The following is a 17687-nucleotide window of genomic DNA, read 5'->3' on the forward strand; positions in this document are numbered from 1 at the left end:
GGTGAAAACTGGCCAAAGGAGTGTATCTATTTGGGTTGGTTAGATTATGTAAATCCATTACAGGGGACGGAGTCAGATTTCCGGTATTCACATGGCAATACACTGCCACTTACAGCGATGCCATTTGGTATGGCGGCTTGGTGCCCGCAAACCTATGAAGCAGGTGGAACCTGGTTCTTCCACCCGCGCCATCGCCACCTAGAGGGCATCCGGCTGACCCATCAGCCCAGCCCGTGGATCGGAGATTATGGGCATCTGACCCTGTTGCCGCAGACAGGTCCACTGCTCCTCAGTCCCGGTTCACGTTCTTCTTCCTTCAAAACGGAAGAGATGCAAGTGTCCCCTCACTATTTCGATGTGTTTCTTCAACGTTACCGCACCCGGCTGGAGCTGACTCCAACCGAACGTTGTGCAGCGATAAGAATAACTTTCGCTGAGAGGCAGCAGAACAGGCTTATTATAGCACCCCTGAAAGGTGAGTCACATATCACCTTCCAGCCGGATAAACGTAGAATTACCGGCTACACAAGAGGCCATACCGCCGGGGTTCCCGATAATTTCGCGATGTATTTCGTGTTCCAGTTCGACAGGGATTTTCACATGGAGGAGTCGGGAATCTTTAACGGAGATTATCAGCCACTGGAGACCCATGAAGGGACTGGCGAACGACTGGGCGCTTACGTAGGAATAGCTGCACCGGAATCTGGCATAGTGGGAGTGAAGTGCGGGACTTCCTTTATTAACGGAGAGCAGGCGCTGCTTAATCTGAACCGAGAGATTGGGGAAGACAGCTTCGGAGAGATCTTGAATAGAGCAGAGGCAAGCTGGGAAGAACGGTTGGGGCGCATTGTTGCTGAAAGCGCAGATGAAGAGAACCTCCGCACCTTTTACAGCTGCATGTACCGAATCTGCCTGTTCCCGAGAACGTGGCATGAATATAACGAGCAGAACGAGAAAATCCATTACAGCCCTTTTAATGGCAGCATCTGCCAGGGTCCAATGTATTCGGATATCGGGCTGTGGGATGTATACCGAACCAGCTTTCCTTTATACAGTATCTTATTCCCATCTTTATTGGGTGAGATAATGCAGGCGTGGACATTGGCATACAAGGAGAGCGGCTGGCTGCCAAAGTGGCTGTCACCAGGGGAGCGCAGTGCCATGCCCGGCACACTGATTGATGCCGCAGCTGTGGATGCCGTGGTTAAAGGCATCGGCGGATTTGATACAGAGGTACTGTATGAAGGTCTTCTGAAGCATGCAGATCGTCCATCAGTGGACGAGAAGCTGGGCAGAAGGGGCCTTGAATTGTACTTGCAGCATGGTTATCTGCCGCATGACCGTTTCCATGAAAGTGTAAGCAACACGTTGGATTATGTATACGGAGATTTCTGTATTGCGCAGATGGCCAAAACACTTGGCAAAATGGATGATTATGAGCGTTTTATGGCTCGGGCACAGAATTATAAGCTGCTGTTTGATCCAACAGTTGGGTTTATGAGAGGTCGCAATGAGGACGGTACTTGGCAGGAAGCATTTGATCCTCTGGAGTGGGGTAATCCGTTTTGTGAAGGCGGGGCTTGGCAGGGGAGCTGGGCTGTGCCCCACGACTTCCCGGGACTAGCCGGGCTGATGGGCGGTGAAGAGGCTTTTGTCCAGCGTCTGGATCAGTTGATGGCTGAGGAACCTGTATTTAAAGTGGGATCCTATGGTTTGGAAATACACGAAATGTCGGAAATGGCCTCCGCCGATCTGGGGCAGTTTGCCATCAGCAATCAGCCGAGCTTCCACATTCCTTATATATTTGCCAGACTCGGTGTGCTGTGCAAAACGCAGTATTGGGTCCGCAAAACCATGACCGAACTGTTCAGCAGCCAGATGGATGGTTTACCCGGCGACGAAGATAACGGCAGCATGGGTGCTTGGTTTATTTGGAGCGCCATCGGCCTGTACCCTTTAAGTCCTGGAATTCCTGAATATGTGCTCGGCAGCCCGCTTTTTGATAAGGTAACTATTCAGCTTGAAAATGGGCAGCAATGGATCATTGAAGCAGAGAACAACAGCCCCGCCAATGTGTACAGTAAATCCGTCCACTGGAACGGATCGCTATGGCAGCACCACTCTCTGTCACATGATGAGATTGCCAAAGGTGGAGTCTTGAATTTCTGTATGTTTTCGGGCACAGATCAGTCTTAAGAACAATGCAAGGCAGTCTGGAAAATTCCGGACTGCCTTTGTTTTTATTAGATGATTTTACAATCAAAAAAAATTGAGGAACACACTGAATCAGTGATGAATGCAAATCGACTTTTCTATAAATCACTCCGATCCCGTAATTGCATGGAAATCATGCTTGATATACAACAAGCTGCTGCTCACTCCCGACAAACGCGCTGAATTCCTGCACATTGTACAACATTCCACGTTCGAATACGTAACTTCTCTATTCTCCGACAGCATTTTTTTATAGGGCGAAAACTGGGCTTTACGGTCAAATCGTGAAATGGCAAACCATTTCGCAGCTTTCCCGCCTGTTATTTCAACGTAAACATGTCTAATATCGAAGAGAATGAAAGCGCTTAACATCGAGGATGAGAGAGGAGGAAATAACTTATGACTCTAAAACTTCATTCCAAAAGAAATCAGCTAATCGTTATTCTGACCGCTCTGTTAGCAGGAAGCCTGCTGCTGATTGGTGCGAAGAATATGCAAGCTCCACAAGCAGAAGAAATGCTTCTGACCCTTAACGGGCAGGAGGCCACAGCAGCGGAGTTCAACTGGCATCTTCAAATGAATCGGGCACTGATTGTTGATTATTTTAAACAAACTTACAACGCCGACTATTCAATAGACTTCTGGTCTGCCTACTATTCCGGCGAAAATCCAATGCAGAAATGGATCAATACAGCTCAAACTCAGCTTTTGACGAAGCGGATGGAGCTACAGCTTGCTCAAGAAGCAGGAGTCGTAACGGATATCAGTTTTGAAGGTTTTCTCAAGGAGATGGAGCGCGAGAATAATCGGCGGAGTCAGGCAGCAGCGAATAAGGAGGTGGTATATGGTCCTCTTCATCTGGAGACGCAGGCCTATTTCAGTTATTACATGAGCAACCTTGAGGATGCCACGATTGAGGCCATGCGCAGTAACGGAAGTATCGTGATTTCAGACGAACAGGTGAAATTGGAATATGAAGCAAATCTAATTGCGAAATATTCTCTGCCGGGAACGATTCGTCTGGAATGGGCAACGCTTCCCTTTGGCCCAGAAACAGAGTACAAAGATCAGCAAAAAGCCTTAGAAAGAATGGAAAAGCTCCATGCAATAGCAACAGCGACAGCAGCAACAGATTCTTCAGGCACAGGCTTCCAAGGCCAGGCAAAGGAGTTTGGCGTAAACGTTGGCGAGGTGAAAATAACAAGTGCTTCACGTCGAACAGCAGCTCTGGAAAATCCAAAGGTATTGCTTACCGCAGAGCAACTGGTGCCGGGAGAGTTTAGCGGTTTGATTACTGAAAATGGGGCTATCCACCTACTTTACTGCCTGTCGGCAGATGATGCAGCTATTCAGCCGTTCGATCATGTGAAGGATGCCATCGCACTGAATTTGGCGCAGCAGAAGTATAGATCCATTGTGGACGAAAAGCTGTCCGAAGCTGTCGTGGAATGGAATTACCCGATGGCTGAAGATCTCGCAAACCATACCATCCAATAAATGTTCAAGGGGGAATAATACAATAATGTTCAAAAAACTCGCAAAATCACTGCTTATAATGGTGCTGATCTTCACAGCGGTGCTTCCTGTAATGGGCGTTTCTGCCCATGCTGAAGAGACGAATGCCGATGATTTCTCAACCCTTCCGGCAGCGGAACACAGGTCCGAGAACTGGCTAATTGACAGTAGTAATCCTCAGTTTTTCGAAGGAGATGCAGCCCGGCTGGTCAGAACCTCCACGGAGACTGGCTATGCCATTTACCCTTTGACTGGAGTTCAGTCGTTTACGCTTCAAGCGTATTATTTCTCTGGTTCCACGGCTGTTATCAAGTTCTACGGATCGCCAGATGCAGATATCTGGACGGAGCTTCCAGCCATCAACGACAGTCCCACGGCAACCGGTTCTGGCTGGTACGGAACAGTATATACACCCTCGGGGGCGCTGCCGGATGGTGTCAATTATCTCAAAATTGAAGTCAGTGGTGACCTCGATACCTGGCTGATGCAGCTTGGGCACCTTACGCTCTCCAATGTGTCGCTTGCACCACAAACGATTGTTGATGAGCTTGACGACATTGCACAGCTTTATGCACACAGTACAAATTGGTCTTTAGATACAAGCAATCCCGCTTTTTTTGGTGGAGATCATTCTCGTGCGGTGAGAACAGCAGACTCAGCAGAATCACTCGTGTACCATTTGCATAATCTGCAACATTTCACAACCCGCATGCATTCCTTTGCCGGGTCTAGCGGGACTATCAAGTTCTATGGTTCGGCGGATGCATCCACTTGGACAGAACTTTCTGCTGTTCATGAACCTCCACAGGCCACTGGTGATGCGGCTTGGACTGGGATGAATTATAGTCCGGCACAAGGGATTCCTTCCGGCATTCATTATTTAAAAATCGAGCTTAGCGGTGATTCCGCACCCTGGCTGATGCAACTAGGATCGGTCACCTTATCCAACCGCTTGCCTGGAGATGGAGGGAGCAGCGGTGGAGACGGAGAATATTATGTGGATTCATTTGCAGGCAGCGACAACAACGATGGAAAAACACCGGAGACTGCCTGGAAGACCTTCTCTGTAGTGAATCAGACTACCTTTGAAGCTGGGGATCGTATTTTGTTAAAGAAGGGTGGAATCTGGAACGAACAATTATATCCTAAGGGCAGCGGCACAGATGAAGAACCGATTACAATATCTGCCTATGGGAATGGAAGCAAACCGATTATCAACGGTGGAGGCATGGCCGGAGCAGCTGTATACCTACGTAACGCCTCGAACTGGGTGATTCGGGATCTTGAGGTCACTAATTATGCTTCCGAGAGGGGAACTGTTTACCGGGAAGGTATTATGGTGGAGAATGCTAATGGAGGAACATTAAGTAATATCCGCATTCAGGATAACTATGTCCATGATGTATCAAGCAGTTTCCGTTATCCGACGGTTTCCGGAGCCGAAGGTGGCCCGCATGCGTTTGGAGGTATCTCCGTATATGTGGGCGGAACGACGGGCACGGACAAGTTCGATGGGGTATGGATCGAGGGCAATACAGTGGAACGGATAGGCCGGACCGGTATTGTGGTATGGGATCAGCGTTTTAACGGAGCAGACTATGCTACGGTCAATGTTACGATCCGTGGAAATTATGTCAAACAAGCCGACAGCGACGGTATTCTCACCTTCGGTGCGGATGGAGCGGTGATTGAGCATAACATAGCGGAGGAAGGCGGAAATTATTCCGAAGAAGGCGAGTTTAACGGCTCTGCCGCAATTTGGCCGACTCGCGGCAAGAATAATATCGTCCAGTTCAATGAGTCTTTTAACACGAACAAACCAGAGGGAGATGGTCAGGGCTTCAATCTGGATATCGATACGATGGACAGTGTGGTTCAATATAATTACAGCCATGGCAACAAAGGCGGATTCATGCTTTTTGTCGATGCCCGTTTGACTCCGGGAGTGCTGACAGGCTCCTCTAACAATGTAGTCAGATACAACATCAGCCAGAATGATCTAACGCATACGTTTAATTTTGCAGGCGGGGTTACGCCAGATACACAAATCTATAACAATACTATCTATATCGGAGCTGGGCAAAACACCAAAATTATCGATCATGAATGGGATGACGCAGGAAATATTAACGCTCCATATTCTTTTAGAAACAATCTGGTCTACAACCTTGGTCAAGGAGGTTATAATCTGCCAGGGGTGAACGGTAGCTTCGATCATAATCTATTATATGGCAACCATCCAGTAAGCGAGCCGGAAAATACCAATCCTATCACAGCAAATCCACTCTTAGTTGCTCAGGGCACCGGCGGAATTGGCTGGAATACAGTGGACGGTTACAAGCTGAGGGAGGGGTCTCCTGCTCTTGGGGCCGGTACCATCATTGCAGACAACGGGGGACGGGACTACTGGGGCAATCCCGTTTCAGCAGCAACTCCACCGAATATTGGAGCTTATAATGGACCCGGACTTGATCCTGCTACGCTTCCAGAAGCCCCTGTAGATGATCTGCGACTATATTTTCAAGGTTTAAAAATTGCTCCTCATATTACAGATGGTAATAACGGCGGCATGTCGCTGCAACTTCAATTTACGAACAGTTCCAGTGTGGATCCTCTGAGAATTAAAAAGATTTCCTGGACCCTAGGGGAAGAGACTGGTCAGATCAGCGGTAGTGAATCGCAATTGTCTGAAATTGCCCCAAATAGTGGATTTACTTATTCAATTCCACTGCCGGGATTCTCTGAAGGGGTTAAATATCCTCTTGAGTTGACAGTTGACCTTGAAGGTTATGAGACAGTTCACCTCAAGCAAAACATAGATATTAACCGGATGCAGCATCAGTCCGATACACGAAGTCCCGCTCTGATTGCTCTTGCGGACGGAACCCCTTTGCTCAACGGATATAAGGGTGCGGATGATCTTAGTGGAACAGCGCAGCTACGCTGGGATGAAGAACACATTTATTTGACCGCCGATATCCGCGATGATGTATTCAGCCATAATGCTGCCGGGATTAATATTTGGCAAAATGACAGTATTCAGTTCAGTCTTGCTCCCGGTGTCCCGGGCGATAGTCAATCCTGGTATGAATACGGAATCTCGCAAACACCAGAGGGGCCGCAAATATATCGCTGGCTGTCCATGAAAGGTGCAGCTACCGGAGTGTTGACTAAGGGAACTTTAAGTGTGGCCAGAGATGAGGCGACCAAGGTTACATCATATGCTCTGGCACTACCTTGGAGCGAAATAAGCCCGATCCGTCCAGCGGCGAGCGATATCTTAAGCTTCTCCATGCTGGTTAACGATAATGATGGCGCGGGTCGAAAAGGATATATTGAATGGGGATCAGGCATTGGCGCTGCGAAGGACGCCTCACTTTTCCGCACCTTCCAGTTTATGAACGTAGAAGGTGAAGAAGAGACACCGCTGAGTGATAATGCCGATTTGAGCGTTTTGAGAATGGACGGTACAGACATCCCTGAGTTTGACCGTAAGAAACTGAACTATAAAATAAATGTGCCCTTTTCCAAGACAGCGGTGGCTGTAACTGGGACACCTTCAGATGCAGAAGCCAAATTGACGGTAACAGGTGGAAGTGAGCTTAAGGTAGGAGATAACAGAATCGATGTTAAAGTTACCGCTGCGAACGGCATAACAACTAAGACCTACACTTTGAATGTAGTGCGGAGTGAAGAAGGTGGGGGAACAGATACGACCGGCAATTCGTCCGGCAGCAATAATAGTGGCAACACAAATGAAAGTAGTGGAGGAAAAATAGTTAATCCAGTGAATATAATTTCAGCGGGCCGTATTCGCATTCAGGGTTCACCCGGTGCTGAAGGAATGAAAATTGCACAGCTTCCCACAGGAGAACTCCAAAAAGCGATGAAGGGAGTGCAAGATGGAGCTTTAGTACTTGAGCTTGCTGAAGAGGATGCGACTGCCAGCGGTGTGGCTTTTCAAGTGCCCATTCCCGAACTAAAAGATAATGTTACTTCCCTAACTGTAAAAGCAGGTGCTGCCACAATAACACTTCCAATTAACACTTTAGGTGAGAATATTCCAGAGGGTGCCCGGCAGTTGGAGCTATCTATCCATTTTGTTGATGCGTCAACCCTTCCAGTTGCCTTAAAAGAGAAATGGAAAACGCATGCTTTGTTCCGGATCTCAATGACGGTAGACGGCAAGTCCAAAGAAACATTAAGCCCTTCTGCGGCAATGAAGGTATCATTTGGATATAAATTAACCCCTGACGAGGTCGCACATCAAGCCATCGTCTACTCTGTTACCGGAGAGGGAGTGGCCAAAGTGGTCAAAAACTCCAAATACGTATCAGGTACTGGAAAAATTACGTTTACATCAAGTGATTTTGGACTCTATGCTGCAGCTAATGCAAATATCCACTTCTCTGATGTTGATTCAGGCTCCACAGTCATCTTGGAAGCTTTGGCTTCCCGTGATCTTATTCATGGCACAGGCGGGGGCAAATTCGAGCCTGCCCGGCAAATTACAAGAGCGGAATTTGTTCAGCTGTTAGTATCAGCGCTAGAACTTCAAGCCGAGAGTAGCAGTACTTTCAAAGATGTGAGTTCAAATGCTTGGTATTACCAAGCTGTCTCAACAGCTCAGGCGCTAAAGCTTGTTAACGGACGTAGCGAAGGCGTATTTGCCGCAAAAGAACCTATCTCCCGCCAAGAAATGGCTGTTATTCTGTTTCGCGCTCTGAGCTTAACTGCTCTCCAGTCGGATATCTCCGGCAAGGCAGCAACTTTTGCCGATGAGAATCAAATCGGTTCTTACGCGATGGATGCGGTTGAGTACATGCGGGAGACAGGAATTGTCAACGGTTATACCGACGGTACCTTCAGACCACTGAGCCTGACCACACGTGCAGAAGCCGCTGCTTTAATTTACAGAGTAATGGAATTGTAAGCACCAGAGAAGAGCTGGAGCCAAGTTCACTTGGCTCCAGCTCTTTTTGCTTACAAAGTGTTTATTAATAGGTGGCGAAAGATCTAATAATTAAAAATGTTGTTTCCTTTCACATGTATCCATTAACAGCTACAATTATTAATAAATATCTTTTGAAGTAAGGAGTGGTAAACATGGAAGAATAGCATTTATCACACTAATCACAGGACGCTATTCAGCCACTTATTTCTGTTATTAAGGATCGTTGGGTTGGACGAACCAGCCCTTTGGTCGAGTCTTTGGATGGAGGCAGTGTTACTAGTGAATTTATTGTGATGCTGAGGTTGCTTCTTACTTGGATGCTACAGTCATAGAGTACGATAACTTCTTCGAAGCGAATATCACTAATGATGAATGTGACTCCTATACAACGGAGCAAAAATATAATCTGGTAATAAATGGAAGATTGTGAACTGAGACACTATAATATAATTAATGATTAGTGGTAAAACACAGAATAAAACCATTTTCGTTTTTCGTCTGTGAATGGTATTAAAGCGTATCTATTACAAAATTCCCTTCAAAGGTAATTATTCTGAAGGGAATTGTAGCTCGCTAACTGAACTATCCGATGTTGTTGACCTTACAATTCTAGTGGATAAATTACCCGAGCCGCGCAGCTAGTGTAGCCACACTTTTCTGTGAAATTGCTAGGTATTGTTTATCCATGATCTTAATTTATATTGAAAAAGCGAGACCGTACTCTCTATATTGAAGTACGGTCTCGCTTTAATTTTTGACTTTGGTAGCTCGTGCATCTTAAGGTTTTTTTAGCTCATTTATCATTTTTCAGAAAATTATATTCGTGCAGATAATCTAATTCCGCTTAATTTCTTTTTTACTAATGATCTTCCCCGTAGTTCTATTAAATACGATTTCATACCATTTACCGTCAATAAGTACTATCTTATTTTCCAGTACGTCTGCAAATATTTTAAAGTCACTTTGTTCGAGTGGTGTTGTATATGAACTAGCTTCTATATGTACACTCAAAAAATTACTAAAAAAAGCAATGATTATAATACTTCCAATGATCCTCTTGAAAATCTTCTGGTTCTTCATTTAATATCGTCCTCTTTCATTTTTATGATAGGTAACTTATCGTAAAACGGATTAATCTCTTGTATGGTAATGAAGTAACCTAATTTATTGAGATAAATATCAAAAGTACCATCCTTGTTTTTTATTATGTAAGCTGTATCAGGCGTTATATCAATAGCTGTGCTAGCGTAATTATCTGGAAAAGAATATCGTGGTTGTACAACAAAAAATAATGTAGACACAAAGCATGATAAGGCTAATATACTCGTGGTTGAAAACCTTAACCATGATTCTTTAGGTTTATTGTTTGATAACAGTAGCTCAAAGCGGTTCATGAAAGTAGATCTGTTTTTATCAATAAGGTCCATAGTAAAGGGCATATATTTAGATTTTATAGAGTTTTTATAGGTATTCACAAGAAATTCGAGGTAATTAAGCCGTTTATATTCCTCCCAATTTTTTGTTATGGTAAGATCATTTTTTATTTCCAAAATTCTATCCACTTGGTTACGCAATTGATATACAAAAGGATTCCACCAATAAAAAGCACATAACAGTTCAATGATAGTTTTAATCCAATTATCTTTATTAAAATAGTGATGCAATTCATGCCGAATAATAAAATATTCCTCTTGATCAGTAAAATTATGTACTGGAAAAACAATTGTGGGTCTAAAAAAACCATACATCATGGGAACTGAAGTCAATGAGGTTTCAATTAACTTTAAATTTTTAGGTATTTTAATTTCCTTCTGGAGGACACTTAAAAGTTCAGAGTTTATATTTTTCTTGATAGAACACGTCATTATTAATTTACACAAATTAGAGTACCTTTGAAAAATCCGACTAATACTTATGAGTGTTCCCGATAACCAAATAACACCCAAAAAAAGATATAAGTTAATCTTTATTTGATCGCTGAATGAATAAATAGAAAAATTAAAAAAATCATTTATTATGGGTAGGAATTTTGGTAATTCGATAGTATGAGCAAAAGGTATTTCTATTGGAACAAGTAATCTGATTGTAATAAGTAACAGCAATAGGGATAAAACCGGAACACCAACTTTACTAATAGTAGATGATTTTTTAGTTATAAGGCAATATAAGCAAATAAACAAACTACTTACTAATAGAGTAGTTTGTATACTCCAAATGGTTATCATCTATCGACCTCCCCATTTTTTTGCGTCAGTTTCGTTTGTTCAAGCTCTGTTTTTTTCGCTTTTATTAACTTTTCTAATCTATCAATCGTGTGTATATCAATATTTTCATCCTCGAACTTAAATAATGTTGAGATTAATTCTGTAATACCAGTTTGAGCATCATCCGTTGAGTAATATTGAGCAAATTGCATAACTGCATAATCATTTGTAGTGATAATAGGTCTGTACTTTCTTGCAGTTGTTTTAAAAACCTTTGTATAAGCTGCAACTTCAATTGCATTTTTAGTAAGTAACGATTGTAAGGCGTTTTGTATGCTGTATATACTAAATTTCTCCTCGATTTTCTCAAAAATATTTGTCGCGGTAAGAGGGTGGGGTTCCTTCCATAAAATATGCATGATTTCTAATTCCCGATTAGTCAATTTTGTATAGGACATAAAGGTTCCCCCAGTATAATATAGTATCTTAAAATTATAGATCGATTTTCACGTTATATCAACCGTTGATTTTTACTTTATATTAATAATTAAGAGAATAATGGTATCTATTAAATTATCGTTGACAAAATAATGATTTAAATGGTAATTTATCCATACACATTAAATGTTAAGCGTTAATGTTAAAAGTACATACATGTCTTTATTTTTATTCATATGAAGGTGGGTGGTCATATTGATTTATTAATAAGTACAATTGTTGTTACTTTTTTCTTGTGATATTTTTTGAAACTAAATTGTTGATGATGTAAATAACTATTATTTGGATAACACATTTTAACGAAAAATTCCATAAATTCGAAAGGGTGACTTTGATGCGATATGAAAAAAACTGTACTAAGATAGGTGGTTTAAAAAAAAGGGGTGGAGCTGTAAGAACACAAAAAACTAGGAAAGTTTTTACAATGCTGCTTGCATGCTCTTTTTGTTTTGGTCTAAGCACAACCGCTTTTGCAGCATCAGAATATCAGGATACAATTACTGTAAATGAAGCCGGCGCAACTGAAACTTATATCGGTGACTATGCATCCGAGAGTATCTTTAAATCCGAACAGGATACAATTACTTTAAATGAACCAGGTGCAATTGAAACATATATCGGTGACTATTCAACCAAGCGCAGCTTTACACCAGAACTGGAAACAATTACGCCGAATGAACCCGATGCAACAAATTATTTGGCAAGAGCGACATACACACTTTCTAATGTAAGTAAGCCTATAAGTTATAATTTATTTAAGCCAGTCTCAGATTACGTTGCTTATCCTGGTACTGTTTCAGTTTCGAAAGGAGTAACCACAACTGTCACTGCTTCAGTTACGGGTGGTGGTGGAGTGGACGTAGCGTTTTTAAAAACCAATATTTCAGGAACGATCGGTTCAAGTGCTGCATTCACAACGACACAGACTATTTCGTACCCAACTACTAAAGGATACAAAGGTAGGATTATTTTAAGATATTACCAAGAACAGTATACTTATGATGTTACTAAGTTAGGTGTTAAATATGCAGGCAGCGCTTTTACTGAAGCACATGACCAATATTACGCATTACAGCAGGTTGCTCTATAGATTTGATATTAAAGATGAGTTATAACAGCAGAAATAGGTTTGAGAGTTTAAGAGTTTAGTTAATGTAAAAAAGGAGTGGATACATACTATTCACTCCTTTTTTATATCTGTATAACTGGAAGGGAATTGACACTATTTGAAAAAAATAATGTTTTTGATTGAAGTAGCTCTTCTATTAATAGTATTTGGGTGTGAATCTAATAGCATTAGTAATATACTAAATAAGCTAGAATTCAACCAAGCAGTTGGGATATATACGATCAATATAAAACATTCAGAAAATAATGGTTCGTCATTGCTGCTATTTGGATCAACATCAAATTTAAAAAAAGATACTTTTGAAAAATTAAATAAATCGGATATAACAATAACTTTATCCAATGAAAAAAAGGATGAAATTGAATTTAGCCCAGACGATATAGAATGGGAATTGACTGACCAGAATTTTTTAGTAGAAGGATTTTCTATAAGGTTAAATTCTGATAGGATATTAGGTTTAGAAAAATTGGGTTTTGATAAAATCAAAATAAAACTAGGAAGTAAAACCTTTAAAGAAAATATTAGTCCAGTATATTTACAATTTTATTCTGGTGAGGAAAATGGAATTTCCGTAATGGAATCTCCGATATCCCCTAAAAATGTAACAGCACTAAATAAAGAGTATTCATACTCGTATAAGATATTAGATTCAAATCATATTATTACTAGTGATATAAAAGCAGAATTAATTTATCCGAAAGAAGTAAAGAGTTTTATTGAAATTGTTACTGTAGAAGTTAATCCAGATATATATGCAGAGGAAGAAATTAAGGAAGAATTCAGAAATAAAGTTGATAAAAAAATTTTAAAAGAACTGAAAGTTTATGAAATTAAATGTAATTATATTATTAAGAAAAAGGAGAATATAGTTTTTCAACCAGAAATAAAACTTCTTTATAATAATAAAGAACAAAGTTTAGCACCATTTACACCAATAAGTTTTTTTAATTTTTAGAAAAATATATTATTAATATAAAAATAGGAGATAAGTAATTATTTCATGAAGATGATTTGTAATAGTTGCTTATACTAAAAGTATTAAATGCTAATATAGAATCTAAAAGAAAAGAAACAATGAATAGTAATATGCACATTTTTCGTTTAATCCAGAGTGTTTTACGATGGAAGTATGATAAGCGGCACTTCTCTCCAGATGCAACTTTGTAACGATCGCGTTCCCTTTGCTTGACTTTTATCACAATCTTCATGGGTCTAATGATTTGCTGAACGTTTTAGTTATTTCACTTTAAAATGAGAGCAGCTGAAAATATGTGGTGTGTCGAATAAAATTGAGGAGTAATATGTAACTAAGTACAACACTCATCTTTTCCTGATGTATTACAATAAGAATTAGAAATGGTGCTTTATTGAAAAAACGAACAAGTTTCTATTAAAGGTAGCAAACTAAATAAAATTAAGAAGTTTATTAGCTGCAAAAATTACAAGAACTAAATAAGCGGGGGAATATCTATGAAAAATCTTAGTAACGTTATTAGTTCAATAATTTTAGGAATTGCAATCATTACTGGTTGTTTTATTATCAAAGGCAGTCAGTCATCTATAAGTCCAACAATTAACAATGAATATTCAAATAAACCATTAATGACACTTAAAGAAACTGCTAAATATTTAAACATCACTGAATCTCAAGTGCGCAAGATTATTACTACAGAAGAAACAATGTTGAAAACACAAGGTGCATATACCGGTGTGTTGTTTCCCATTATTAAAATCGGAGATGAAATTTTTGTTAGTACATCCGTTTTAAATGATTGGATAAAAGAATCTATCCAACAAAGGAAAGAATTTTAAAGGATATTGCACCGATAACAGATGTAGCTCAAGTTTTAGCCATCATCAGTGGAATGATGTATCTGGACTAGTCATCAAATCCTAAATTGCAAATATCCACAAAAACTAACGCTTCGGACCATTCCGAAGCGTTAGTTTTTGTATGCACAAGTTATGTTTAGTCATCTAACGCATGCCTAAATCCAGAAAATAATAATTCTCAAATTAGCTATTTTAAATTTGATGAAAATGATATAAGATAATGTAACAGTGGAACGATACGTATCGTTCTATAATTACATACTTTTAATAAATAACATCTAGGAGGTGAAATGAATATGAAAGGGAAAAACAAAGAACCTCGAAGTAAAAAGGAGATTCTTACTGCAACCATTGAAATGTTAGAATCCAACAGTTATTCATCATTAACGATTGAGGCGATTGCAGCACAAGCTGGAGTAGGTAAAACAACCATCTATAGATGGTGGGAAAATAAAGCACGTCTTGTATTGGACGCTTTTCTAATGACCGTAGAATCAGAGTTTGAATTTGATAGCAATAAATCCATTGAGGTTAACTTTAAACAACAGCTTGAAGCTTTAGCTCGTATCCTCAATAGCAAAATCGGGAAATCCACTTTAACTATAGTTACAGAGAGCGAAGAAATCGCGAAAGATTTTTACGTATTGTTTTTAATGACTAAAAGAAATGAAGCCAAACAATTACTCCAAGCAGACATAGATAAGGGAGAATTGAAGTCAACAATTAACCTGGATATAACTTTAGATCTGCTTTATGGTCCCATTTACTTTCAAATTCTCATCTATAAAAAAATTCCGGATGCGGATTACATAAACGATTTGTTGATCCATGTCTTGGAAGGCATCACTGTTGCAAATTAATAGTAAACCGGGGGATATTCACTTTATGAATCAGACGATAGACGTTCAGAATTACAATAAGAACTATTCATTAATGACGATTATTTTATTTTGGTGTGGTTTAGTTATTCTAACTAGCATGTATATTACAATTCCATTATCCGAAGTGTTTTCGCATGCCTTCCAGATTAGCCCGAGTGAGGCGGCTTGGATTGGGAGTTCATTTTCTCTTTGTTATGCGCTGGGCTGTCTTTTGTATGGACCTTTCTCAGACAGGTATGGACGTAAAGTATTTTTAGTAGCCAGCATTATTGGGTTAACCGTAGTTACGCTTGCGCTAGGATTTGTGGATAGTTTTTACGGGCTTATTATGCTCAGAGGAGTGCAAGGCCTAGTGGCTGCTGCATTTGCACCTATTGCGCTAGTGTATGCAGGGGAAATGTTTCCGCCTCATAAAAGATTAACAGCCGTTGGATTTATAAGCTCAGGACTGTTAATGGCAGGCATAGTAGGCCAGGTTTTTAGTGGGATTGTTAACGAAGCTCTTGGCTGGCGTGCTATTTTCTTTATTTTGGGGATTGTGTATGGTATTACTTCAGTGATTGTAATAAGGTTCCTTCCTAAAGATGAAATGCTAAGACCGAAAGAAAATGTTCTGCGGAAGTTTAAACAAATGACAATTCTGCTAAAACAATCACAATTGCTTTTGGCTTTTGCGATAACCTTTATGCTCCTATTAACTTTAGTTGGCATGTACACCGTTTTGGGAAGTTATTTAAGCTCAGCTAAGTTTGGACTTTCCTCACAGGATATCCTGTATATTCGTGCATTTGGAATCGCGGGGATGCTTTTAGCACCCTTTTCCGGAAGAATTGCTCAAAAACTTGGAATGGCCGCTGTTCTAAGGGGAGGCTTAGCTTTAGCTGCAATTGGGTTGCTTGCTCTAGGTTTTAGCACGAACCTGCCACTTCTTGTCCTAATGAGCGTTGTATTTGTGGCTGGTATCGCGCTGGTAACTCCCGTTATCATCTCTATCGTCAGTCAATTAGGGGAAAATGCAAGAGGGTCTGCTATTTCATTCAATGCATTTATTCTATTCCTAGGTGCTAGCACAGGCCCGATATTAGCATTGAAATTATTAAAAACAGAAAATTATTCGTTATCCTTTACTATATTAGGTTCTATTCTTTTATTAGGTTTTTTAATCTCTCTTTTTCTTAGATTATCGGCTAGGGTTCCAGTAATGAAAAATGAACGGGCTGCTTCTTTACCCATAGAGTGATAGGAATGATTAAAGAAACGGAGATTTGCATTGTTGGTGGTGGACCTTCTGGCCTCTTTCTAGGGCTGCTGTTAGCCAAAAACGGAATTAGAGTTACCGTACTGGAAAGTCAAACAAGCTTTAATCGCAAGTTTAGAGGAGAAGTTCTCCAGCCTCGATTTGTAAGGCTCATGAAAGAGCTGAACCTGGAACAGTGTCTTGAAAAGTATGAGCATATAAAATTATTTAATGCCGAAATATGGAATAATAAGAAATATATCACTCAAATTGATTATGAAAAAGAAATGCCGGAGGCACCTTACGCAATTAAAATAAAACAATCCGTCCTGTTAACTTTTCTTTACGATCTAGCAAAGGATTATACTAATTTTGAGCTCATTTTTAACGCTAAGGTCACTTCAACTATTAAAAGTACAAATCGAACAGTCGGAGTAAACGCCTTAGTTGATGGACAAATGACTGAGATCCATGCTTCTTTAGTAGTCGGAGCGGATGGACGGATGTCCACGGTTAGGAAGACAAGCGATTTTTCTTTTAAGTATAAAAAAGAAGATTTTGATTTAATCTGGTGCAAAATATCGACTAATGAGTTCAAGCTAAATCAAAAACTCCTTTTCAGATTGTCTGATTTTAGTAACTTCATAGGGCTTCCTTATTCCTCTGATTGTGTGCAAATAGGTTTTACAATGAAGAAAGACCAATGGAATACCATAAAAAGAAAAGGCATCGAACCATTAAAGCTTGAATTCATAAAGGCCTTTCCTGAGCTTGAAGAAGACATTGAAAAAATCAGTGATTTCAAATCGTTCGTTTCTATCCAATCAGAGACTTTTATGGTGGACAATTGGCATGATAAGGGTTGTATTCTAATCGGTGATGCTGCACATTGTTCTTCTCCACTCGGAGCTATCGGATTGTCCTTGGCTTTTGAAACAGCGCTGGTCACAGCTGAACTTATTGTTGCATCAAAATTAGAGCCAAATCATGAATACAAGCGTTTAGATCGTTTGCAGCCCATTCGTAATCGGGAAATTCGTTTTGTGCATTTTGCTCAACAGTTGATAATCAGCATGATCGTTAAATCCCCTAAAGAGATTAAAAACTTCTCGCTAGCGTGCATGAAACTGATGGGAAATAGCAGGATCGCTAGATATTTAATGCGGAGATTCTTTTTGGGGAGTCCTAAAATAACGGTTGATAATGCCTTTAAATTTTAACG

At 40.4% G+C, this 17687-nt stretch carries 12 protein-coding genes; 9 read left to right on the forward strand and 3 right to left on the reverse strand.

The features are described 5' to 3' along the window. The first annotated feature begins 30 nt into the window (after positions 1–30). From NSQ50_RS15365 to NSQ50_RS15375, 3 genes are all read left to right on the forward strand, one after another. The gene (locus NSQ50_RS15365; protein ID WP_076222447.1) at positions 31–2196 is read left to right on the forward strand and encodes a GH92 family glycosyl hydrolase; all 2166 of its coding nucleotides are present in this window, start codon (positions 31–33) and stop codon (positions 2194–2196) included. Between the two features lie 417 nt (positions 2197–2613). After that, a complete protein-coding gene (locus tag NSQ50_RS15370; RefSeq protein WP_036677240.1) occupies positions 2614–3711 on the forward strand; it encodes a peptidyl-prolyl cis-trans isomerase in 1098 nt (365 codons plus the stop codon). Positions 3712–3736: 25 nt separating this feature from the next. Next, positions 3737–8662, forward strand: a complete 4926-nt coding sequence (locus NSQ50_RS15375) for an S-layer homology domain-containing protein (protein ID WP_076222445.1) — start codon at positions 3737–3739, stop codon at positions 8660–8662. 855 nt (positions 8663–9517) lie between these two features. Here the strand turns inward: NSQ50_RS15375 and NSQ50_RS15380 are convergent. From NSQ50_RS15380 to NSQ50_RS15390, 3 genes are read right to left on the reverse strand one after another with little or no spacing between them, the layout of a single operon-like run. Then, a complete protein-coding gene (locus NSQ50_RS15380) occupies positions 9518–9763 on the reverse strand; it encodes a hypothetical protein (protein WP_036677231.1) in 246 nt (81 codons plus the stop codon). Beyond that, positions 9760–10908, reverse strand: a complete 1149-nt coding sequence (locus NSQ50_RS15385; protein WP_076144070.1) for a M56 family metallopeptidase — start codon at positions 10906–10908, stop codon at positions 9760–9762. Before NSQ50_RS15385 ends, NSQ50_RS15380 begins: the two co-directional genes overlap by 4 nt. Continuing rightward, entirely contained in the window at positions 10905–11345 is a 441-nt protein-coding gene (locus NSQ50_RS15390) for a BlaI/MecI/CopY family transcriptional regulator (protein ID WP_036677226.1), read from the reverse strand. Before NSQ50_RS15390 ends, NSQ50_RS15385 begins: the two co-directional genes overlap by 4 nt. A 374-nt stretch (positions 11346–11719) precedes the next feature. On the opposite strand from NSQ50_RS15390, the gene NSQ50_RS15395 reads away from it, so the two are divergent. From NSQ50_RS15395 to NSQ50_RS15420, 6 genes are all read left to right on the forward strand, one after another. Beyond that, complete coding sequence (locus tag NSQ50_RS15395) at positions 11720–12475, forward strand: hypothetical protein (protein WP_143760444.1); 756 nt, start codon at positions 11720–11722, stop codon at positions 12473–12475. A 148-nt stretch (positions 12476–12623) separates the two neighbouring features. Beyond that, complete coding sequence (locus NSQ50_RS15400; protein ID WP_340949604.1) at positions 12624–13469, forward strand: hypothetical protein; 846 nt, start codon at positions 12624–12626, stop codon at positions 13467–13469. Positions 13470–13984: 515 nt separating this feature from the next. Next, complete coding sequence (locus NSQ50_RS15405) at positions 13985–14326, forward strand: helix-turn-helix domain-containing protein (protein ID WP_036677218.1); 342 nt, start codon at positions 13985–13987, stop codon at positions 14324–14326. A 317-nt stretch (positions 14327–14643) separates the two neighbouring features. Continuing rightward, complete coding sequence (locus tag NSQ50_RS15410; protein ID WP_076141240.1) at positions 14644–15207, forward strand: TetR/AcrR family transcriptional regulator; 564 nt, start codon at positions 14644–14646, stop codon at positions 15205–15207. A 25-nt stretch (positions 15208–15232) separates the two neighbouring features. Beyond that, on the forward strand, positions 15233–16468 hold the full coding sequence (locus tag NSQ50_RS15415) for an MFS transporter (protein WP_076223781.1): 1236 nt from the start codon (positions 15233–15235) through the stop codon (positions 16466–16468). A gap of 5 nt (positions 16469–16473) precedes the next feature. After that, complete coding sequence (locus NSQ50_RS15420) at positions 16474–17685, forward strand: FAD-dependent monooxygenase (protein WP_076223632.1); 1212 nt, start codon at positions 16474–16476, stop codon at positions 17683–17685. The last annotated feature ends 2 nt before the right edge of the window (positions 17686–17687 follow it).

This window comes from Paenibacillus sp. FSL R10-2788, from assembly GCF_038003885.1.
Taxonomy (GTDB): Bacteria; Bacillota; Bacilli; order Paenibacillales; family Paenibacillaceae; genus Paenibacillus_AQ; species Paenibacillus_AQ odorifer.